Source organism: Leptothoe sp. ISB3NOV94-8A (genome assembly GCF_043421595.1).
Classification (GTDB): Bacteria; Cyanobacteriota; Cyanobacteriia; order Phormidesmidales; family Phormidesmidaceae; genus Leptothoe; species Leptothoe turfae.
The window spans coordinates 5,481,000-5,503,550 of record NZ_JAXSQW010000001.1 but is presented as its reverse complement, the minus strand read 5'-3'; the positions used below and the strand labels follow the sequence as shown (position 1 = coordinate 5,503,550).

General features: G+C 45.2%; 19 protein-coding genes. 14 read left to right on the top strand and 5 right to left on the bottom strand.

The window, feature by feature from the left end; all coding sequences use genetic code 11:
• Positions 1-190: 190 nt before the first annotated feature.
• Entirely contained in the window at positions 191-2,857 is a 2,667-nt protein-coding gene (locus SPB21_RS23550) for an nSTAND1 domain-containing NTPase (protein WP_499867840.1), read from the bottom strand.
• Between the two features lie 1,633 nt (positions 2,858-4,490).
• Here SPB21_RS23550 and SPB21_RS23545 point away from each other — a divergent pair.
• The 12 genes from SPB21_RS23545 (at position 4,491) to SPB21_RS23490 (ending at position 15,965) form a co-directional block, all read left to right on the top strand.
• Entirely contained in the window at positions 4,491-4,787 is a 297-nt protein-coding gene (locus SPB21_RS23545; protein ID WP_163659889.1) for a hypothetical protein, read from the top strand.
• A gap of 162 nt (positions 4,788-4,949) precedes the next feature.
• Entirely contained in the window at positions 4,950-7,712 is a 2,763-nt protein-coding gene (locus SPB21_RS23540) for an AAA family ATPase (RefSeq protein ID WP_499867839.1), read from the top strand.
• Between the two features lie 643 nt (positions 7,713-8,355).
• Positions 8,356-10,047, top strand: coding sequence for a bicarbonate transporter BicA (bicA, locus tag SPB21_RS23535; protein ID WP_163659885.1), 1,692 nt, complete (start codon positions 8,356-8,358; stop codon positions 10,045-10,047).
• Between the two features lie 20 nt (positions 10,048-10,067).
• Entirely contained in the window at positions 10,068-10,277 is a 210-nt protein-coding gene (locus tag SPB21_RS23530; protein WP_163659883.1) for a hypothetical protein, read from the top strand.
• A 184-nt stretch (positions 10,278-10,461) separates the two neighbouring features.
• A complete protein-coding gene (locus SPB21_RS23525; protein ID WP_499867838.1) occupies positions 10,462-11,874 on the top strand; it encodes a cation:proton antiporter in 1,413 nt (470 codons plus the stop codon).
• Between the two features lie 129 nt (positions 11,875-12,003).
• Complete coding sequence (locus tag SPB21_RS23520) at positions 12,004-12,369, top strand: cation:proton antiporter subunit C (protein WP_163701819.1); 366 nt, start codon at positions 12,004-12,006, stop codon at positions 12,367-12,369.
• Positions 12,366-13,805, top strand: a complete 1,440-nt coding sequence (locus SPB21_RS23515) for a cation:proton antiporter (protein WP_163659877.1) — start codon at positions 12,366-12,368, stop codon at positions 13,803-13,805. Before SPB21_RS23520 ends, SPB21_RS23515 begins: the two co-directional genes overlap by 4 nt.
• The gene (locus SPB21_RS23510; RefSeq protein WP_163659875.1) at positions 13,805-14,203 is read left to right on the top strand and encodes a Na+/H+ antiporter subunit E; all 399 of its coding nucleotides are present in this window, start codon (positions 13,805-13,807) and stop codon (positions 14,201-14,203) included. The genes SPB21_RS23515 and SPB21_RS23510 overlap by 1 nt, the downstream gene beginning before the upstream one ends.
• Positions 14,200-14,451: a hypothetical protein gene (locus tag SPB21_RS23505; RefSeq protein ID WP_163659873.1), complete on the top strand. Its 252-nt coding sequence runs from the start codon at positions 14,200-14,202 to the stop codon at positions 14,449-14,451. Before SPB21_RS23510 ends, SPB21_RS23505 begins: the two co-directional genes overlap by 4 nt.
• Positions 14,448-14,735 (top strand): monovalent cation/H(+) antiporter subunit G, encoded by a 288-nt coding sequence (locus SPB21_RS23500; RefSeq protein WP_163659871.1) that lies wholly within the window; start codon positions 14,448-14,450, stop codon positions 14,733-14,735. Before SPB21_RS23505 ends, SPB21_RS23500 begins: the two co-directional genes overlap by 4 nt.
• Positions 14,728-15,306: a DUF4040 domain-containing protein gene (locus SPB21_RS23495; protein ID WP_163659869.1), complete on the top strand. Its 579-nt coding sequence runs from the start codon at positions 14,728-14,730 to the stop codon at positions 15,304-15,306. Before SPB21_RS23500 ends, SPB21_RS23495 begins: the two co-directional genes overlap by 8 nt.
• A complete protein-coding gene (locus tag SPB21_RS23490; protein ID WP_163659867.1) occupies positions 15,303-15,965 on the top strand; it encodes a Na(+)/H(+) antiporter subunit B in 663 nt (220 codons plus the stop codon). Before SPB21_RS23495 ends, SPB21_RS23490 begins: the two co-directional genes overlap by 4 nt.
• Positions 15,966-16,144: 179 nt before the next feature.
• Here the strand turns inward: SPB21_RS23490 and SPB21_RS23485 are convergent, their stop codons facing one another.
• The 4 genes from SPB21_RS23485 to SPB21_RS23470 all read right to left on the bottom strand — a co-directional run bounded on the left by SPB21_RS23485 (position 16,145) and on the right by SPB21_RS23470 (position 19,509).
• Positions 16,145-16,372 carry a photosystem II protein, Psb35-related gene (locus SPB21_RS23485; protein WP_163659858.1) on the bottom strand — a complete coding sequence of 76 codons (228 nt, stop codon included), beginning with the start codon at positions 16,370-16,372 and terminating at the stop codon, positions 16,145-16,147.
• Between the two features lie 236 nt (positions 16,373-16,608).
• The gene (locus SPB21_RS23480) at positions 16,609-17,949 is read right to left on the bottom strand and encodes a leucyl aminopeptidase family protein (protein ID WP_499867837.1); all 1,341 of its coding nucleotides are present in this window, start codon (positions 17,947-17,949) and stop codon (positions 16,609-16,611) included.
• A 121-nt stretch (positions 17,950-18,070) separates the two neighbouring features.
• Positions 18,071-18,163, bottom strand: a complete 93-nt coding sequence (locus tag SPB21_RS23475; protein WP_499867836.1) for a hypothetical protein — start codon at positions 18,161-18,163, stop codon at positions 18,071-18,073.
• A 212-nt stretch (positions 18,164-18,375) separates the two neighbouring features.
• On the bottom strand, positions 18,376-19,509 hold the full coding sequence (locus tag SPB21_RS23470; protein WP_499867835.1) for an S-layer homology domain-containing protein: 1,134 nt from the start codon (positions 19,507-19,509) through the stop codon (positions 18,376-18,378).
• A 182-nt stretch (positions 19,510-19,691) separates the two neighbouring features.
• On the opposite strand from SPB21_RS23470, the gene SPB21_RS23465 reads away from it, so the two are divergent.
• Both SPB21_RS23465 and SPB21_RS23460 read left to right on the top strand, forming a co-directional pair.
• Complete coding sequence (locus SPB21_RS23465; RefSeq protein ID WP_499061595.1) at positions 19,692-20,408, top strand: hypothetical protein; 717 nt, start codon at positions 19,692-19,694, stop codon at positions 20,406-20,408.
• 62 nt (positions 20,409-20,470) lie between these two features.
• Positions 20,471-22,531 (top strand): thioredoxin domain-containing protein, encoded by a 2,061-nt coding sequence (locus tag SPB21_RS23460; protein WP_163659850.1) that lies wholly within the window; start codon positions 20,471-20,473, stop codon positions 22,529-22,531.
• Positions 22,532-22,551 lie beyond the last annotated feature (20 nt).

Here is a 22,551-nt window from a genome sequence, read left to right as displayed (position 1 = left end):
CTCTGCCGAGTGATTAGATGCTGGGAATAACAATGGCTCCCAGCATAAATGACAATGAAGCCAGTAGCCAATAGTCAACATACCGTTTGCTCATAAGTCTGATTTTTTAGCCCATCATGTCCAGTTTCTATTGCCTCTGTCTAGCCGACATTGATTGTCGCAGGTTGGTGAGACCTTTCAAATATAGACCCTAGGGTTCAATGCCTGCCTCATCATTCCCCAAGACGCTGTTTTCATCCGGTAATGTTGCTGAGTTGGCCATGATCACGCCGGGTGTCATGAGGGTCGTGAGCTGAATAATAGAGAGCTGATTCAATTCAGAGTTTGGATGCCTGCGTCTAAAGTCTAAGATTTGAGAGGTCATTGCCAGCTGATCTGTCCCTGTGATGCCCCAGCGTTGAGGTAGTTGCGGGCTGATTGTATTGCCTGCTCTACTCCACTGCTGGGTGGATAGCGGTGTCATGATTCCGGGTGCGGTGCGACTCTGCCAGGTCATTGTTAACTGGTGGCGTACCAAGGAAGCCGTCATACCTGCCATTACTGCTAGTGGTAATAGAACAGCTACACTGCGATTTCGCCATTGCTGATAAATGGCAGTACGTTTACTCAGTTGTATAAATTTTTGAGCCAATGTAGAAAGCTCTTGCCCATGTACCAATAAGAACTGACTAATATCGTTTAAGTACTTTTGCCCTAATAGATAATCAGAGCATTTTAATTCCCCACGGGAGTGCCATATCCATGCACGGGTTTCAAGGTCCCGCTGCTGACGTAACGCAGGACGATCAGCATGTAGCCACTGTCGTAGTAGATGCCAGTCTGATACCAAAGATTTATGGGCTAGTTCAATCCTTTCGTCGGATGTTATTCCCTGTTCACACCAGTGAGCGATGATGCTCATGTCTGAGCGGTTGGAATGATGATTAGCTTGCCAAGCTGCTGTTGCAATGGTCTGACCGTTTGTTTGTGCTGCTAAGTGTGGTTTATCTGAGACTACGAGCCGGGCAGCTACTAACTTCTGCAACATTCGCTCAACCATCACTGCGGAAAATTGTGGATTGATCAGCTCAGATTTGCGAACGGAACGACCCTGATCCAGGCGACCGTCCCCTAAATCACATAGAGCAATAAAAATACGTTTTGCGATCGCTTGTTCATTTGCTGGTAAGGATTCATAAAAAGTTGTTGCTCTGTTCGTGAGCATTTGTGATAAACGCCCTAACTTCATATAGCTATCTACTGAGAGACAAGGACCGCCTTTGCTATAGGACATAGGGGTCCGATGTTGCCAAAGCTCATATAGAATACTTTGTAGCAAGGCTAGTTCACCGGGAGCTCCAGTGAGATCTAACGTTAAATGATGTACTAAATGAGGGTCTATTTTGAGCCCCAGCTTCTCAGCAGGTTTCTCAATCACACTTCGGATTGCTTGGTAATTCATCGGCTTGATGACAACCTGATTATTTTCGATTAGCGAAAACATCTCGCTATGGCACGTCAGATGGTCGAGAGCATCTGAACGGATGCCAATAACAATGCCTAAGGCTATGGATGAGCAGCGCAATGCGGTGACTAAAACTTCCATAACCTGAGCACGTTCTTGTTGAACTAGGGGATCAGTCGTTGGCATTAATAGCTCTTCAAACTGATCAATAACGAGCCATAACTTAGTGCCAGTAGGTTGTTTTAGTAATGCAGCAGTAGCTAAGTTAATCAGACCACTGGATTCATGACGCAGAAGTTCTTCTGCTTGCCATAATTGTTTGGCCACATCTATTTCCCGACTGCCGAGTGTGAACGCGGTTGCTAAAGTTTTCAATGGCGTTGTCCCAAGATTGACATAGCGTATAAGCCAATTCTCGCTGCCCAAAATATCATTACCTGCTGACAATCTGGGAATTAATCCTGCTCGCAGGAGTGATGTTTTTCCACTACCTGATGCTCCTACTACGGCACAGACATTGGTTTGTTGGAGTGACTGAAGAAGTTCTTGTATCAACTCGTCGCGACCAAAATAATACTCAGCATGTTTCTCTTCAAAGGGATGTGGGCCTCGATAGGGACAAAAGTTAAGACTATACTGTTTGAGGCGAGAGATAATTGAGATGTTCTCTGATGTAGATGTTGAGAACTCTGTGTGTTGGGTAATAACAATTTCACTGCCTCCCTGTTCAAAGAGGGGTTGTTGCAGCTCGCCACTTAGTTGATTAGTGATAGATGCAACTAAGTCAGTACTTGTGACCCGACCACTATTAGAATTTTGAGGCCGTAGGCTAGAGATAACTGCCTGGGTGAGCACACTATAATCGCTACTTAATGACTCATAAGCTTCCTCATACTCACGGGATGCTGCTATAAAGAGATAACTCTGACCATCACAGCCTTGCCATGCTTCGTCTTTTAGTGAAAGAAACTCACCACTATGACAACAATCTAAAATAATGATGATTTGTCTGATAGGACTATGTTTAATAAGTCGGCGCAGCCAGGACAATGATATGCCACTATTATTTGAATTGTTTGGCTGAGTTTCACTAGTGGCGAGATATCCCTCTCGTATACCTATTTCACGCTGAAGCCCATGGCCTGAAAAATAAAAAAAGACAGCTTCGGGAATATGGTTGCCTTTGGGCAGTAGAAGTCTAACTAAGCTATTTTCTAATTGTTGTGTAGATACTAATGTTTGTTGGCCTACTTTGGGACGCTGATTTTGTATGATTTCCGGTAACCTACGTACACGGAAATTACCATGGTTCTCCAACAAGTTAGCGATGCCTTCTGCATCTTTAGCTGCTGCTGTGAGTTTAGGTAATGTCTGGTATTGATTAATGCCGACAATAAGTGCGTCCCGTGACATGACCGGTACATTCCAATAAATATTTAGGTGGCGTCATGATTTTCTACTGTGCAGAAGACTATGGCTGCCAGATGGATTTTTCATATATCTTGAGAGAAAAACACAAGCAAATGAGTTTTCTGGAGCAAGACATGAAAGCATCAGATCGTTTTGATGCTCGTTTCAGATATAAACAATATTTTCAGAGCTAGCTCGAAAAACACTTGGGTGTTTGAGCAAAAACTGATGCCAGCACGCTTTGAATATGATTGTTTTCATACTCAACATACTAGAAGTTTTTGCGGACAGTCGAGAGGGGTGAGACCCTCCTGTCGGTAATATCAAAGAGAATTAATGTGTTGTGCTTTATGGGTTATCCATAAAAACTCGTAGGAACTTCATTGAAACACTGATTATGGTTGATATATTGATTATGGTTAGACGTATGTTTACTCAAAGTAACAACAAAATTTGCTAGTAAAAATCAGTGAATTAAAGGTTTACTTTGTCCACAGCAAACAAAAAAAAGGTGCCAATCGATCATCATTAATTTATATCGGCCAGTCGGCGGATATTTTTGAATAAGACTCCGTAAGACTATGCAAGGTTCCGTTTGGTTGTGTCGGTGATGACCGATGTAAACCTTTGTTTAATAGGGGTTCTACTGATCTGTCTGAATGAGGTCTGAAAATATATAGCGTTTTCAAGATCATTAACGATGGTGTCACTGCTCATGTCTCACGCACTGACACTATCAAAATCTGTTGATATCAGGGTTAGAAGTGTCTATCTATTGACTTGCTTGAGCTATAACCCGTGGTGTAATTATCTTTGATTACAAAGAAAAAATCTAAGGTTGTGAATCTGCTCAATATGAAGAGTCTAGACAGAATCGCGTAGAGTTTGGGGGTTTATCCATCAGTAGTAATGATACTTAGGAGTTTTTATACTCGGCAATTTAAGGATATCTACTAAACTGGTTGTTTGTGCTTTAGCTATTTTGAAAAAATATAGCGTTTCTCTATCTGATGGAGCACGGAATTAAGGCTGAAAAGCTTGCTAATAAAGGATTCTAATGTTTTTTGTTTGCGTGGGAACGTTGTCAAAAGTATTCTCTATGGAGTCTTTATAGGTATAAGCCTTAGCCTAGTTAAGCGATATCAGAACTTAGAAATATCTTCCTACAAAGCGTTGCCTTGCCTTTTACTATGGATCAGCAAAATAGCTTAATTCACAATTATAAGGAACAAACTAATGCACCTTAAAATCTAAAGGAACAGCATCAATGAATATGATGAGATTTTGGGGGAAGAACAGTGCAGAATAAGAGAGGGTTCTTGTTTGCTGAATGCTAGCTTGTCAATGGGCGAGACCTTTAATAAGCGCTTGTGTGACTATGTTAAACCATTGATTCCCCATGAATGTTAAGGCTTGCATTTCAATATTGTTCAACTCTAGGAACTTTGCGTGCCTGCATCCTTCAAGGATAAATAATGGGTGGTTTTGAGAATTATTTATCTTAACAGTTAAAGTCTCGAAAAGTATTAACTCAAACTATTGAAATTGGTCTTAGGGGCTTAACTTAAGCATCAGGGTGCTGCTGAACTACCTTAATCGAAAACTCAATTCATAGGTTTATTTAGGATAGTTTCATATGTCACAAGAGATTCTGGAGGCTGCTATAGATGCGGTTAGAGTCGGACAGTTTCAAGCAGGTATTAGTGGCTTGAGGCATGTTGCGTCTCAAGTGCGTCCACCGGATAAGCTATATTATTCGGCAAATATTTGGTTGGTCAGAGCCTATAAAGAGAGTGGTCAACTGCCACAGGCCATTAAACTCTGCCGTCAGTTGGCGACGAGTTCTCATCCCAGAGTTCAAGTTTGGGCTCAGCAGGCTTTGCCGGTTTTGCGACAACCGTCAAACATTTCTAGTCGTCTAGATATTTTCTAGAAACTCTAAAGAAATTGGCAATCCTTAACTCGAATCTTTGATTTAATATCTCTATTGCGGCTATGCCATGCTGGAAGACGTCGTGGCAATCGCTGTCCAGGTAAACTAGGCTAGCGCATGCATACTTTAGAAGATCGTTTAGGGATGTAATCAGGGGTTGCCATGTATCTGCTGTCGGTTACCCTTACTAATTTTAAGACTCATCGCGATCGCAACTTTGAGTTCCAGCTAGGGACCAATGCCATCTGTGGGGTCAACGGTGCGGGTAAGACTAGTATTTTAGAAGCGATTGCTTGGACCCTATTTAACTATCGAGGGAACTATAAGCAAGAGGACTTGATTCGGAATGGCAGTGGTAGTGCGCAGGTTAGAGTCGCGTTTGTTTCTGGCCATGATGGCCGTACCTACGAAGTAGAGCGTTGTACTAGCCGAGGCTATACCCTATACGATCCCCAGCTTGGGGAACGCTTAAATTATAGTCGCATTAAAGATGAGGTAGAACCCTGGCTCAAGCAGCATTTAGGCGTACCGATCGGAACAGAGTTGGGGCAACTTTTTGCTAATACGGTTGGGGTCCCTCAAGGGACTTTTACCGCTGATTTTTTGCTGAGTACTGAGAAGCGTAAACCTATTTTTGATAATGTTCTCAAGGTAGAGGAATACCGCCGGGTTCATAAAGATTCTAACGCTCTGCGGCGGTATGCTGAGGCTCAAGTAGATTTGCTTAAACATCAGCTACAACAGTATGAGGAGCAACTCCAGTCTTTGGATACGCTACAGACTCGCTATGATGGTGTTGCCGAAGAGATTGCTCTTGATGAGCAACAGCTGGTTAATTTACAGCAGGATCTGACGAAACTCCAGGCAAAGAAAGAGGCCTTAACTAGGCAAGCTCAAAAAGTGCAGACTTTACAGCAACAGCAACAGCAACTAGTGTTGCAGCTAGAGGCAAAGCAGCAAGCCCAGCAAGTGATGGAGCAGGCTCAGCTAAGAGCACAACAGGCAACAGAACTATGTCAAGCCCATGCTGAAGCTTATCGATGTTATCTGGCGGTAGAAAATATTCTTAAGACGTTAACCCAGAGAAATAAGCAGTATCAGCAATTATTACAGCAACAGCAGTCCCAACAACGTAGCTTAGATCAGCAAGCAGCTACCATGGCAGGACTTAAAGTGAAACTGGAACAACGTAGTCAGCTTCAAACTCAGGCAGCTAATGTAGCCCAACCATGTCAGCAACAAGATGAGCTAGAGGCTGAACGCCAGGGGGTGATTCAGCAACAACAAGTTTTGGGTAAGTTGCAGCTGCGTTGTCACAGTTTGAAAGAGCGTTTGTCTAGAAACCAGCGGGATGTTCAACAGGTGCAATATGAACGTAAGGCTCTTGATGCACTACAAGACAGTGTAGAGACAATTTCTAGTTTGGAGCAACAGCAACAACGTTGGCAGCAACAGCTGAGCCGAGTTGAGGCCGCTCAACAGTTTGAAGCAGAGCTTCAACAACTGGTTGTTACCCATCGTTCTCAAGCTATAGACTATGGTCAACAAACGATGGCTGCCTTGGCGTCCTTAGAACAGTTGCAACAAAGTTTACCCCTGCTGTCTAATGATGTATTTGAGCAGTTAGAAGCTGCGATCTCAACTGGACAATCTCTTAGTCAGACTACTCTGTCAACCCTAGAGAATATTCTCAATGATCTCTCGGGACAAGTGGACACTGAACAGCTGACTCGTAAATTAATGTCTGTACAGACACAGTTAAACAAAGCTTATGGCCATAAAGCGCAGCTGAGTCATCGCCCACGTCTACAACAAAAATATGCAGAACTGCTCGAGCAACAAAGCCAACTTCAAAACGATATTCTCCAGCTTGAACAACAGCTGACACAAACGGAGCAGCTTGAGCAGCAGTTAAGTGAGATAGATAAAACTTTGGATGCTCTCGGTGATCCGAAAGGACGGCGGCGGCTTTTACAAGAACAGCTTCAGGCAATGGAAAATGTTGAGGCTGACTATGGGCGTCTCACTGCCCAGCATCAAATTTGGGAAAAGCAGCTTGCTGAACTGACTACTCAGCTTTCTGACTTTACTGACCTCGATCAAGAAATTGCCCAGCAGCAGCAGTTGCGCCAGGAGTATCAACCGGGCTATCTGATCTATATTCAAAATGAAAAAGATGCCCAATTGTTAGAACAGCGGACCGCTGATGTAGCAGCCACTCATCAGTTGGTTGTGGAATTAAGCCAGCACCGTGAACGTCTTGTTGATCAGCTGAGTCGTCTCTTGGATGAGTTAGACCCAGCAACATTACAACTGGTAGACCAACGGTATGGGGAGGTGAAGTCTCAGTGCGATCGCATCACGGGCAGTCTGCCTCAGCAACGCAAGCTCCAGGCTGAACTGACCGATCAACTTGAGAGTTTGCGAAAAGTAAAAGAAAAGCGAGATCAGACTCAGCTCGACCTGAAACAAAAGGAGCGTACCAAACGCTTTATTAACTTCGCTCGAAAAGCATATAAAGAAGCCGGACCCCGCATCACTGAACGTTATGTAAAGGGCATCTCCCAGGAGGCAGATCGGCTATTTCGCGATCTGCTCAATCGACCCAACGTCTCATTAGAATGGACACGGGACTATGAAATTGTGGTTCAGGAAGGTAGCAATACGCGTCGGTTTATTAACCTGTCTGGTGGAGAGCAAATGTGTGCCGCTCTCGCTGTGCGTTTAGCCTTGCTAAAGGTCCTTGCTGATATTGATATTGCCTTTTTTGATGAACCGACTACTAATATGGATCGCTCCCGACGTGAGAGCCTGGCTGAGGCGATTGCGCGGTTGAAGGCATTCAAGCAGTTATTCGTGATCAGCCATGACGATACCTTTGAAAAGGTAACCGAGAATGTCATTGTTGTTGAACGAGAAGATTAGCCCGAACGGTTGGTCAAACGTTTTACCATGGTGTCTTTAAGGGTTGAGGGGAGGGGCAGCCACTCAACTAAGATAACCCAAAGGTTTCCCATGCCAACCCTCCATATCTAGGATCTAGATCTAAGGCCGGGTTCCAATCACTGCTCCCTAGATATAAGCTTTTATCAATCTAATTCATTGATTTATTAAGCATTCCGAAAGGTAGAGCTGCAAGGGCAATTTGCCTGAATATCAGCATTTAAGCAACGTGAGATTTTACTGGACTTGATGTGTAATCAGTGGGTGAAAACAGCAAATGAAAACCTCTGTATTGCCTTGCATGTAAATCTTCCACAGGAATTTTATCCAAAAGGTAAATCCGTCTTGGATTTGTAGGCTTATAAGTTAAGCTTTTCACTCCAATTCAAATTAATAAACGAAACAAATAGTGGAGTCATTTCAATTTATTGGTAGACTTTAATCAATGAAAATTAGGAGTTTCATTTATCAGAGTCAATTCTCCCTTGGTAGCCTAACCATTGAGTCTGATTTTCTGAGGCAGTGCAAACAATAGCTTTCTTTGGGAGGCATCAGGCAAGCTTGCTGATTTCAGAACCAATGGTAGGCAACTGGTAGTCTTGGTTGGACTAATAGGTGCTTCAAAATGCAAATTACAAATAAGATACATTTCCGAAATTTACGCGGTGACCTCTTTGGGGGTGTCACCGCTGCTGTGATTGCGTTACCCATGGCCCTAGCCTTTGGTGTTGCCTCAGGTGCTGGTGCGGCATCAGGTTTATGGGGGGCTGTATTAGTAGGTTTTTTTGCGGCTTTATTTGGTGGTACACCCACGCTGATTTCTGAGCCCACTGGCCCTATGACAGTTGTTATGACAGCTGTGATTGCCCATCTAGTGGCTGCTGATCCTGACAACGGTATGGCGATGGCCTTTACCGTCGTCATGATGGCCGGCGTATTCCAAATTATTTTTGGCGCTTTGCGGCTTGGTAAATATGTCACGATGATGCCTTACACAGTGATATCGGGCTTTATGTCTGGTATCGGCATCATTCTGGTGATTTTGCAGCTAGCGCCATTTTTGGGCCAAGCGAGTCCTAGTGGCGGTGTTGTCGGTACGCTACAGGCGATTCCGGAACTGTTAGTCAATATTCAACCGGAAGAGACAATGCTGGCGGCTGTCTCTGTTGCCATTATTTTGTTCATGCCTGCTCGCCTTAAACGGTTGGTCCCCCCTCAACTAGTTGCATTAATAGGTGGCACAATTCTCTCATTAGTCTTATTTCCTGACTTAGACATTCGTCGCATTGGCGAGATTCCTATGGGTTTCCCGCAAATGCAGGTGCCTACCTTCAGTGCTGATCAGCTGCAACTCATGTTTGTTGATGCAGCTGTGCTTGGTATGTTGGGCTGTATTGATGCACTTTTGACTTCTGTCGTTGCTGATAGTCTTACTCGGACTGACCACAACTCTAATAAGGAATTGATTGGTCAAGGTATCGGGAACCTGATGTCGGGACTGTTCGGTGGTATTGCTGGTGCAGGGGCTACCATGGGAACCGTTGTGAATATCCAAACGGGTGGTCGTACAGCCCTTTCTGGCTTGACTCGTGCGTTTGTTCTGCTGGTTGTTATTCTGGGGGCTGCTAATTTAGCTGCAACAATTCCCCTGGCGGTGCTTGCAGGTATTGCTCTCAAAGTCGGTATTGACATTATTGACTGGGGTTTTCTCAAACGAGCGCATCAAATTTCTGTCAAAGGTGCGCTGATTATGTATGGCGTTATTCTGCTGACGGTTTTGGTGGACTTGATTGCAGCTGTTGGTATTGGCGTGTTTGTTGCCAATATTCTCACTATTGATCGCATGAGTCAGCTCCGTTCTGAATCAGTTCGAGCAATTACTGATGCGGATGATGCGATTCGGTTAAATTCTGAGGAAAAACGTTGGTTAGATGAGGGCAATGGTCGCGTGCTGTTATTCCAGCTCAGTGGCCCTATGATCTTTGGGGTTGCAAAAGCGATTTCCCGAGAACATAACGCCATTGGTGAGTATGATGCAGTTGTCTTTGATGTAAACGATGTGCCTCATTTAGGCGTTACAGCATCTCTAGCCTTAGAAAGTGCTATCGAAGAAGCTGTTGAAAAGGGTCGCTCTGTTTATATTGTAGGGGCTGCTGGCCAAACTAAGCGTCGTTTAGCGTCACTGAAGGTTTTTAATCTAATGCCTGCTAACAATCTGTATACAGATCGTACTGAAGCTTTAAGACAAGCTGTTCTTCAAATCTATCCAACGTCCCCAGAAGTGACTGTGTCTGTGGACGCCTCTTCCAAAACCTGAAACCAAATCATATAAGGGCTATGCAACCTGTTTTGTGGCTGTTACTTGCTCTCGGCATGACTGCTTTAGGTTACCGCTTACGCCATCGTGATGAAGTTTATGCGCTCGCGCTCTATATCGTTGCCTTGCTGAGTGGGCTTTGGGGATTTTCCTTAGTGCCTAGTACGGTGCAACTGACAATGGGGGCTATTGCCATTGGTTGGTTACAAATGAGTAGTCGGCGTAATTAGAGGCTTGTTGTCGGCGAGTAATCCAGCTGTGTTGCTGGGTATTGAATTCAAGCTTTTGGTGAATACCCAGCAACCAACACCTTCAACTTACTATTTTTGCTATTTATCTTGGGAGAGTGCATATTTTTCATACTGAATTTAAGACAAAAACACTTTAAAACTATGAAGCAAAGAGGATTTACTCATGTTGTTCAATAACGTGTCAGCGTTATCCCTGGATCAGTTGATAGACACGTGGCCATCAACCCCATGGACATTTGCAGAAGTCTTGCCAGCTGAGTTCAGCCCTTTTATTTTGATGGGTGTGCTGCTGAGTTTGATAACAGTCTATGCCACTAGTAAGATTGGTGGTGAGCTATCAAAGCGCCTTGATTTACCTCCCGTATTAGGTGAATTAGTAGGGGGTGTTGTTGTTGGTATTTCTGCTCTACATCTGTTGATGTTTCCTGAAAACACCGCAACGATTACAGATTCATTGATTGCTCAATTAGTGCAATGGATGGGGCATCTGGATGCGGATGCAGCAATACGTGTCTTTGAGGGGCAGAGTGAAGTAATCTCAGTATTGGCAGAATTAGGTGTTATCGTTCTGCTATTTGAAATTGGCTTAGAGTCTGACTTACGTGAATTGAGTAAGGTCGGCTTTCAAGCTGCTGTGGTAGCTGTTGTCGGGGTAGTTGTTCCTTTTACCTTAGGCACCGTAGGCTTGGTATCGATTTTCCATGTTCCTGTTATTCCTGCCATTTTTGCGGGAGCAGCGCTAACTGCGACTAGCATTGGTATTACCTCTAAGGTTTTATCGGAGTTAGGCCACTTAAAGTCTAAAGAAGGTCAAATTATTGTTGGAGCTGCTGTCATTGATGATGTTTTAGGCATTATCGTCTTAGCAGTTGTGGCTAGTCTGGCTAAGACAGGTGAGGTAGATCTGCTAAATGTGGTTTATCTCATCATCAGTGCCAGTGGCTTTTTGCTAGGAGCTATTCTCCTCGGTAAGTTTTTCAATACAGGATTTGTTGCTATTGCTGATAAGTTGCAAACTCGTGGTGCATTGTTGATCCCTGCGTTTACGTTTGCTTTGGTAATGTCTTGTTTTGCTAGCGCTATACATCTAGAAGCCATCTTAGGTGCATTCGCAGCAGGTCTTGTGCTAGATGAAACTGACAAGCGCAAAGAACTCGATCAGCAAATTATGCCGATTGCCGATATCCTGGTACCAATCTTTTTTGTTACTGTAGGTGCGAAAGCAGACCTGGGAGTTTTGAATCCTATGGTTGCTGAAAATCGGGCTGGTTTAATTATTGCCGCTTTCTTAATTGCGGTAGCTGTGGTAGGTAAGTTAGTTACCGGTTGGGCTGTGTTTGGTCAGCCTGGAATTAACCGTATGGCCATTGGTGTTGGCATGATTCCTCGTGGTGAAGTGGGTCTTGTCTTTGCTGGAATTGGATCTGCTAGCGGGGTATTGGATCGACCTTTGGAAGCGGCGATTATCGTGATGGTAATCCTGACCACATTCTTAGCGCCTCCACTACTTCAGCTGACGCTGAAAGGATCTAATGTGGAGATGTCGTCTAGTGACGTGTTGCCAGCGACAGATTAAAGTCGCTAGTCCAATCCTCTGTTGCCGGGGACAGATTAAATATCCTGCCACTTCTGTTGTGCTCAATTGAAGTGACAGGATATTCCTCATAATCTGAATCAACCAGCTGTTTGTTTGATATTTAAATCAATGATTGCTGTACTCGAAGCCTGTATTTTTGCCACGGTCATGGGTGGTTTCTTTGGAATTATTTTGAAGAAAAACCTCATGATGAAAATTCTCTCTATGGATGTGATGAGCACTGGTGTCATTTCCTGTTATGTGCTTGTGGCATCGCATCGCGGTTTGTTTACGCCCATCTTAGGATCTGGGGCTGGGATCGAATTGGGAGCAGACTCTGGGGCCTATGCGGATCCGGTGCCTCAAGCTGTGATTTTGACGGCTATTGTGATTGGCTTTTCGATTCAAGCATTGATGCTGGTCGGGGTGATGAAGCTGTCACGGGATAACCCGACTCTGGAGATTTCCGAGATTGAAAAGAGTAATACGCCATGATGATTTTAACGATTGCTTGGATTGCATTACCGCTCTTAATTGGATTTAGCATCTATCTTTTGCCCAAGTTAGATCGTTATCTGGCCATGGGTGTTGCGCTGGTTTCAATAGGCTATGGTTTGGCCTTATTTCAAATGCCAGATGCCCTCGATATAAGTCTATTAGACAACTTTGGTGTAACTCTTTTAGCGGATTCACTGAGTGGTTACTTTATTTTAGGAAATGCCCTGGTAACAGTTGCGGTGCTGCTCTATTGTTGGGAGCAAGAGAAATCGGCTTTCTTTTTTACGCAGATGATAATTTTGCACGGCAGTGTCAATGCCGTTTTCATCTGTGCTGATTTCATTAGTTTGTATGTAGCCTTAGAAGTCGTTGGTATTGCTGCTTTTTTGCTGATTGCCTATCCACGAACGGATCGTTCTATTTGGGTGGGCTTGCGCTATTTATTTGTCAGCAATACGGCCATGCTGTTTTATCTAATTGGAGCAGTGCTAGTGTATCAGGCGAATGGATCGTTTGCCTACACAGGTTTACAGACGTCTCCTGCAGATGCGATCGCACTTATCATGTTGGGCCTTTTAACTAAGGGCGGCATGTTTGTATCGGGTTTATGGCTGCCGTTAACCCATTCCGAAGCCGCAACACCTGTCTCAGCAATACTATCTGGTGTAGTGGTCAATACAGGTGTTTATCCCTTGGCACGGTGTGCGCTGTTAGTTGATGATATTCAGCCGATTCTTCAATTATTTAGTATAGCCACAGCGCTTTTCGGTGTGGGCTACGCAATCTTTGAAAAAGACACAAAGCGAATGCTGGCATCCAGCACGATTTCTCAGCTAGGATTTGTTGTGGCTGCGCCAGCGGCATCAGGTTTTTATGCACTAAGTCATGGTTTAGCCAAGGCATTGCTTTTTTTAGTCGCAGGCAATTTACAAAGTCGCAGTTTTCAAGAATTGCGTCAGATGCCTATACAGTTTCCTGTGTGGGGTGTACTGACAGCCGCTAGTCTGTCTATTTCAGGTTTTCCGTTAATGGCTGGTTTCGGTGCTAAAGCGCTCACCTTAAAATTAATGGCACCTTGGCAATCCACAGTACTTACCCTTGCAGCCATTGGTACAGCAGTTGCATTTGCCCGATTTATCTTTTTACCATTTGAAAAACTCGCCATCTCAGATAAGAAACCGTCCCGTGGATTTTGGTCAGCGACGATAGTGTTGTTGGGCGGCCTTATTGCAGCCAATAGTTTCTTTTTAGGGGGGTATACACTTCCTAATATTGTCAAAGCATTGCTGGTCATTATTGCAGGCTGGTTGATTTACTTCATAGGTGTTAGAAGACTTAAGTTTGAACTGCCCCGTGCTGCTGAACAATTTGAACATTTGATTGGTGCAATGAGCCTGATTTTAGTGTTGCTGTTTAGTATGGTGTTGGTGTAATGAGTATTCCAGATTTATTACTGCGACTGACGATTTGGTTTTTACTCACAGCTGATTTAAGTCCAGCAAACATTGCGATTGGACTCTTTGTTGCCTGGTTCATTCCTCACCGGTATACTGTTCCCGCTTCTTGGAAGCGCTGGTTAAAAGAGTTGTTGCGAGTCTGCTGGGAAATTGTCTTAGCTATTCCCAAGGCTTATTTTGAAGCGTTTGAGATTATATTGCGTCCCCATGCAAAGGAGGTAATAACGCGAGAGCGTGTACGCCCTTTTCGAACACCTGGCTTGATTTTTCTCGATATCTTTTTAATCACGTTTACACCTAAAACAATTGTCCTTAAATGTCGTGAGGATGGCTGGTATGAGGTCCATCAAGTTGAGCGGAGGAAACGCCCATGAACGGTATTTTATTAGCCATGATCGGTGCTTTGTTGATACCAATCTATGAAGCTTGGCAAGATGACGATATCTGGCAAAAAATGTTGGCATTTGCCAGCATTGCCACCAAAACATCAGTCATGATTCTGATGCTTTCTATCCTACGTGATGACTGGATGATTGGTGTTGTTGGAGTCCTAATTTTAAGTGTTGGCAATGCTGCATTAATGTTGTTAGCTCATGTGCTGAGACGGGTGAATGAATCATGATAGATACTGTTATTAATGTCATCAGCTATAGCTGTATTGTAATTGGTCTAATCTTTTGGTTTTGGGGCACATTACCGTTGCTGGGGCATCGCTCCGTCCTCTTTAAACTACATAGTTTGTCTGTTTCTGACACCCTTGGTTCAATGAGCATTATTGTGGGTCTCTTGCTCAAAATTCCGAGAGAATGGCCCTTGCTTTTGCTAGCACTGATTTCTCTGTCTCTTTGGAATACGGTGTTGGGTTATGTTCTGGCTTACTGCTCAAATGAGGGACGTTATGACTGAAGATATTTATACGGTTGCAATACTTCTCCTGCTACCCATGACAGCCAGTATGTTGGTGTCACAAGTAAATCCATACAATGCGCTAGTGATTCGTGGCATCCTTGGTGCTGTTGCAGCCTTAGTCTATGCAATGTTTGGTGCGGCTGATGTTGCTCTGACCGAGGCTTTGGTTGGCACAATGTTATCAATTACCCTCTATGCAGTAGCGGTACGCTCCTCGATGAGTATGCGGCTAGGGGTGGTTGAAACCGCGAGTAGTGAATGTCCAGGCTATGAGGCCTTGTTATCTTCTTTACGCACTCATCTTCAAGAAAAGCATCTGAGATTGGAAGTGATTCCATTCACTCAGACTTCTACCCTGCAGACAGCATTAGCCAATAAAGAAATTCATGCGGTTTTCATGGTGCCAAATTCCGAGAACTCTGATCAGCTAACGGCTCCTACTGGTGACTTGCAAATTCGTGTGCGTCGTCTATATGAGATCTTGCAGGCTAAATTGTCTCATGAGTTAGTGAACCTCAGATTTGCTGATGTAGAAACCGCTAATTTATCCAGAGGGAAAGGACTATGAAGTGGATTTATGTGATTGCTGGAGTTGCTCTCTACATTAAGATGCTGGTTTTTCCTAATCCATCTACTGATATGGCTGAGGTTTCTATTGTTGACGTGATCGTGCAAGATACGGGTGTGTCGAATGCGGTGTCAGGCATTATTTTTAGAAACCGCCTCTATGACACCATTTTTGAAGTTGTTGTTTTTACCCTAGCAATTATGGGGGCACGCTTTTTGCTTGCTAATGAACAGCCTTCCTGCACGATTTACCAATTTACCGATCACCCATCTGTAGTATTGGCACGGTTAGGCGCAACGATTGCAGCCTTAGTGGGTATTGAGTTGGCAATTCGGGGGCATTTGAGCCCCGGTGGCGGTTTTGCTGCTGGTGTTGCGGGCGGTACAGCGATTGGCCTTGTGGCGATTACCTCGTCACCAAAATGGATGGAGGATATTTATCAACGTTGGGGGGCTGCTATTTGGGAAAAGATAGCAGTGCTGGTTTTTATTGTTTTAGCAGTGCTTTCGTTAGTCGGCATTGCTTTACCCAACGGCCAAGTCGGCACGTTAGTCAGTGGTGGCTGGATTCCACTGCTCAATATTTTAGTGGCGGTTAAAGTAGCTTTGGGATCTTGGGCGGCTATTCTGACATTTATTCGTTATCGAGGATTGTTGTAGCTGGTGATGCTACGTCTTAAGTTTGAGTGATAGAACTGCTTGCCATACAAGTTATCGCTTAGTCCTAGATACATCCATGCCTCTCAAACCGCAGTTCAAGAGGCATGGAGTTGGAATGAATTGGAGACAGTGAATGTAGATTCACTATGAGTACCAGCTCTACAGCTAATACGAGAGGGTTAACCCTCTAAGCTTCGACTTGAGAATGCGTCATAGCTATAGGCAGGAGTACGAGTGCTGAAGCTAGTCTCACGTCCAGTGATAGTTTGAGATAGGGCGTCGAAGGAATCAGAACGCCAGTTACGCTCATGAATGGGTTTAGATTGCTCGCCTAGGAAGTATGCTTGAGAGCCAATCAGTACAGCGGCTAGCCAACCTACGATCAAAAGTGCCAATACGATAGCCATATTTAATCTCCTATTTAAAGTGCTGATGATATTGCGATGTAGGGCAACACCAGCCGGTCAATAAGTGCAAGCGTTGTCTTATGTAATTAACAGTAACGAAAATTATTAAGAAACGTCAACTGCGATTGACTAAATTGTTGGTGTGGCTATCAACACTTTGCTTTATGACTATCACCCTTGATGCCAACGTTGTGTGCTCTAAGTAGAGACACTGAGTGTGGGGAGTAGAGTGTATTTTAAGTTACACGCTGTTTGATCAATTCAAACAGTGCTCTCATGCCCATGGCGTCCCCTCCCTCAGGGCGTCCGGGCAAGCTCCGGAGGTTGTAACCCATAAAATCTACATGGATCCAGGAGATGTCTGGCTGAACGAATTCTTGTAAAAAGAGAGCTGCTGTAATGGAACCACCATAGGAGCCGCTGGCAATATTATTCATGTCAGCTACTGGACTATCTAGCATGGAGCGATAGGCCGTATGTAAAGGCAGATTCCAGAGTGGGTCGTCTATATTTAGACCTGCATCAAGTAATGTTTTAGTGACCCCATTGTCGTTGCAGAAAAAGGCTGGCAGTTCAGTGCCAAGGGCAACACGGGCAGCACCGGTAAGGGTGGCACAGTCAATCAGTAAGTCTGGGTCTTCGCTGCTAGCTTCCCATAAGGCATCGGCTAATATTAAGCGTCCTTCAGCATCTGTATTGCCTACTTCGATGGTTGTTCCTTTGCGGGATGTCAAAATATCCAAGGGGCGTAGGGCATTGCCCGCAATGCTATTTTCAACGGCTGCCACCAATACTCTGAGGTTGACCGGTAAGCCGATTTCCATAATCATCTGCGCTAGCCCTAGCACCTGGGCTGCTCCCCCCATGTCTTTTTTCATGAGGCGCATGCCAGTGGCTGATTTAACGTCTAAGCCGCCACTGTCAAAGCAAACTCCTTTGCCTACCAGGGTGACTTTGGGGGCGTCTGGATTGCCCCAGCGCAGATCAATCAGGCGAGGCGCACGGGTGCTGGCTTTTCCAACGGCATAGATCATCGGGTAATTTTCGATGACTAAATCGCCACCTGCAATGACTTCCACTTTGGCTTCGTAGCGCTCAGCTAAGCTGCGGGTTGTTTCCTCAAGCTGATCAGGCCCCATATTGTTGGAGGGTGTGGTGATCAGATCGCGTACTAGATAGGTGGCTTCTGTTGCGGCTTTAACGTAGGTTACATCTACATGATCAGGGGGGTGTAGTTTTGCAAGAATGCTGGTTTTGGTCAGTTTGTAGCGCTCAAAGCTATAGCTGCCCAACTGCCAACCCAAATACAGTTTGGTCGCGTTAGCGATAGCTAACGCATTGCCCAAGGTGTATGTCCCTGCTGGCAATGTTTTGGGTAGACTTGCCAGGGTCCAGGTATCTATGGTGTCGGGACGCCCCACTAAGACTTTGCCAATTTTGCCAGTGGCATCGGGAATTAAGCATACTTTGCCAGTTTGACCAGAAAATCCGGCTGCCTGGCACCAGGCAGCACTATCAGGATGATCGGTCTGGAGCTCCTCTTCATTGACTAGGTAAATTGCGATCGCATCTGCCAAGGGGGAACCTCCACACGTTCAAACATACTTATTCAGACGAGTTTAGTTTGCCTTATGGCTACTAGCAACGGTGTAGCACCTGAGCTTTATTTCAAGAAATACACCTTAAAATTATTTGTCTTCATGGCCACTCAAATAAAGCTGGCTTTTCTTCGACGCTCTGACGAACACAGCAACTTGCCAGATGATCGTTCACGGGACCCATGGCCTGCATAAAGGCATAGACGGTAGTTGGTCCAATAAATAACTAGCCCCGGTTCTTTTAAACCTTGCTTAATGCTAGAGATTCTGGTGTTTTATTCAGCTGGAGATAGATTTGCGTAGTCACACTCAAGCGGGCGTTGAGTGGGCTCATATTGCCAAAAGTTACGCGGCTAGTGAACCCCATTCATCAACACCAATAATGAGGCCCTCAATCATATACGCCTAAGGTTGAACTACGTAGTCTCCATCAATGGAGTCAACTCTCCCTTGGTTCGCTAACGTTTGATAAATCATCGCTGCAACTTCGGCACGGGTAGCAGGCTGATTGGGATTGAGCATATCCAAGTTGGGGTAGTTAACGACAATATTGGCTTGGGTAGCCGCCGCCATTTTGTCAATTGCCCAACTAGGGATCTCTGCGGCATCGCTGTAGAGATTAACTATGGTTTGAGTGTCTGTGGGGATAGTGCTATTCAGCCCTGTAACTAAGGCCGTGAGGACCTGGGCACGAGGTACCGGTAGTGTAGGTTGGAAGCTTTCATCAGGGAAACCACTCATAAAGCCACCTTTTACGGCTTTGTCGATGGCTTCGGTTGCCCAATAGCCTTCCTCAACATCCAAGAATGCGATCGCGGCCTCTTGATCTTCTAGGGGAAATGCTTGAGCAATTGCACTCGCTAACTGTGCCCGTGTCACTGGTTGCTCAGGAGCAAACGTACCCTCAGAAATACCATCCAAGACCAATCGCTCACTGAGAGCATCAATGTAGGGCTTAGCCCAATAATCGTCAGGCACATCCTGAAATTGAAGCGCCTCACGGCTTGACTCCAAAGGCTCCTGGTTCGTTGGGGCAGCAGCCGTATCCGTTTGTGCAGGCTGCGCCGATTGTTGAGGCAGCTCCGTTGAGGCAGATGTCTGAATGTCAGAACGCGACGGTACCGTTGTTGTCTGACTAGTAACCCTATTGTTCAGAGAGGGACCCTTCAGAAAGGGATCCTCAGCTGCTCTTTCTAGCGCCTGATTGCTATTCCTAAGGACGCCAGCACTACCTGAACCAATATCCTCTACAGTGCCAAAGCCAATACCATCTCCATCAGCTTCAGCTTCCAGGCTACTATCAGTGTCTTCAGCTCGACCCAGTCGCTCTCCTGCGTCGAACGCACCCGCTACAGAAGGTGCACTATCGGCATTAAAGAGTCCCGCTTGCCCCAACAAGTTCACCCCGGATCGGGTCAACCCCCAAAATAATACGCTGCCCAAGGTTAGAAATGCTACAAATAAAGCAATCAGTTCATCATAGTCAACTGAGCGACGACGATTATTATCAGTACCTGGGTCAGACGGAATTTGTGACACAGCAGACTCCTAATCCCTTAATAGAGGATTAATCAAAATATATTCCCGATATAAAGATAAATCAGAAAAGGATCGACTTAAGCGTTATTACTTACATTTCTAAATTATTCTTTCTATTAAGCTTTTGCGTAAGTGGTTATTTCTTGACAGTGAGCTACCATAGCTTGCTACTTTCTTGACTGATGATTTTACGATTTAGAAAGTCCAAATTAAAATCTACAGTGGGTCGTGCCAAGCGTTTACTGGTCATCGCTTTACCTGCTCTTGGTATGAGTGGCTGTGTAATGATGACTGGGCAAATCTCCACATTGCGCCCTGTGTCCGCCTTGGTGACTCACATCATGGTTAGAGCTACGGCGGTTGGCGCTCTGATTAGTAAGGTTCATCAACGCTTGGATATCCTACAGCCGTTAGAAAAAGAAGCCGTATCCATTGGCGGTTTAGGCCCAGTAAGACTGGGAATGTCTATTCAAGAGGCAGCCAATGCTGCCCAGGTTAGTTTTGTCGTGGCTCCGATGACCCAGTCAGAATTGTGCCAGTACTACTTACCAGAAGTTTATGATCCTGAAAAGGCAACCCGTGTCGCGTCGATTGATGGCATTGGCCTCATGGTGGTGAATGATCAAGTAATTCGAATTGATATTTGGTCGGAGAGTCCAATTAAAACCCTGAGTGGTCTTGGCATTGGTTCCACCATTGAAGAGATTGATGCCGTTTATGACGGACAGATAGACGTGACGCCCCATCCATACACCGACGGCAGTTATGTCACACTAACCTCGGAGGCTGCTGGCAGTAACCTGTATAGCCTCGTCTTTGAAACCGATAAAGAAGGCCGAGTCACCCAGTTTCGCACTGGACAATTCCCTGCCGTCACATGGGCTGAAGGCTGTTCTTAAGCACATCATTATGGCTAATCTTGATAGACTCAGGGGGCAACAGTTCTTTGTTTCCCTGACCTATGGTGAATCGTCTTGCCCAAAGTCAAAGTCTCTACTTGCGTAAACACGCCGAAAATCCAATTGACTGGTGGCCTTGGTGTGATGACGCATTAGAGGCAGCAAGACGTGACAATAAGCCAATTTTTCTGTCGGTGGGCTATTCTAGCTGCCATTGGTGCACGGTAATGGAAGGGGAAGCTTTTTCGGATAGTGAAATAGCTACCTATCTCAATGCCAACTTTTTGCCTATCAAGGTTGATCGTGAGGAGCGTCCCGATCTTGATAGCATTTATATGCAAGCCCTTCAGATGCTTGTAGGACAAGGAGGCTGGCCGCTCAATATTTTTCTATCTCCTGATGATTTAGTGCCCTTTTATGGAGGCACTTACTTCCCCGTTGAGCCTCGCTATGGTCGTCCTGGTTTTTTGAAACTGTTAGAGATTTTGCGCAATCTCTACGATACAGATCAGCCTAAAGTGGGTGCAGTCAAATCTCAGATTTTAGAAACGCTACAGCAGTCAACGTTGTTGCCCGCAGACGACAACCTCAGTACAGAGTTGCTAGTCCGTGGATTGGCCGCCAGTGTGAAAATCCTGATGCCATCGGGGCAAGGCACCAGTTTTCCCATGATTCCCTATGGGCTCAGTGCTTTACGTTCTATTCGTTGGGTGGAGCCCACAGACGAGCTGAATCCTGAGGAAATTTGTCTGCGTCGAGGAGTGGATATGGCCCTTGGGGGGATATATGACCATGTAGCTGGCGGTTTCCATCGCTACACCGTCGACCCAAATTGGACGGTGCCTCATTTTGAAAAAATGCTCTATGACAATGGTTTGATCATGGAGTACTTGGCAGATTTATGGAGTCAGGGACATCAGGAACCTGCCTTTGAGAGAGCGGTTGCTGGAACTGTTCAATGGCTAAAGCGTGAGATGTGGGCGGGGTATTTCTATGCCGCCCAAGATGCCGACAGTTTTGTCACCCCTAATGACGTTGAACCTGAAGAGGGGGCGTTTTATGTGTGGCGTGAGACCGATCTGCGAGAACTTTTAACAGATGCGGAATTTGCTGACCTGAACGCCGACTTTTTTATTTCGGCTGAAGGCAATTTTGAGGGTAATATCGTGCTCCAACGGCAGCAGCCTGGAGCGCTTAAGCCAGGGACAGAGTCTGCCTTGCAAAAACTGTTTGCTGTGCGCTACGGTCAACCTGCCTTGGCAACCTTTGCACCAGCAATCGATGCTCATGCTGCCAAAAACTCGGCGTGGCCAGGTCGCATTCCCCCTGTCACTGATACCAAAATGATCGTCGCATGGAATAGCCTGATGATTTCTGGTTTAGCTCGTGCGGCGGCTGTCTTTAACCAGATGGAGTATCTAGATTTAGCGGTTGAAGCAGCTCAGTTTATTTTAGAAAACCAATGGATAAATGGACGCTTTCATCGGTTGAATTACGATGGGGTCCCTGCTGTATTAGCTCAGGCCGAAGACTATGCCTTATTTATCAAGGCTCTGTTGGATATTCAGCAAGCTAGTCTTGGGTTGTCGAAGGGTACAGCAGCAGACTGGTTAGCCCATGCCAAGAACATTCAAGCTGAGTTTGACCAATGGCTTTGGAGTGATGTAGCCAATGGGTATTACAACACGGCTAGCGATGTCAGTGAGAGTTTATTGATCAGAGAACGAAGCTATCAAGATAATGCAACGCCAGCAGCTAATGGTGTGGCTATTGCCAGCCTGATGCGATTATTCCTACTCACTGAAGATTTAACCTATTTAGATCATGCTGAAAAGGCTCTAAAGTCTTTTAGCATCGTTATGGAGCAGGCGACTAGGGCTTGTCCAACCCTGTTTCAAGCCCTCGACTGGTATCGTCATCACACCCTGGTCAGAACGCATGCAGAGAATGTCACTAAACTATCGCGTAGTTACTTACCTACCGTTGTTTTAGTGCATCAAAATTTATCGGATGGAGAGGCCGGGTTAGTATGTCGCGGTCTGTCATGTCGTAAGTCAGCAATGAGTGTTGAAGAAATGATGGAGCAGATTGTTATGAGTCAGCAAAGGGACAAAATTCGCTAGAGAGAACTATCTGCTGACTA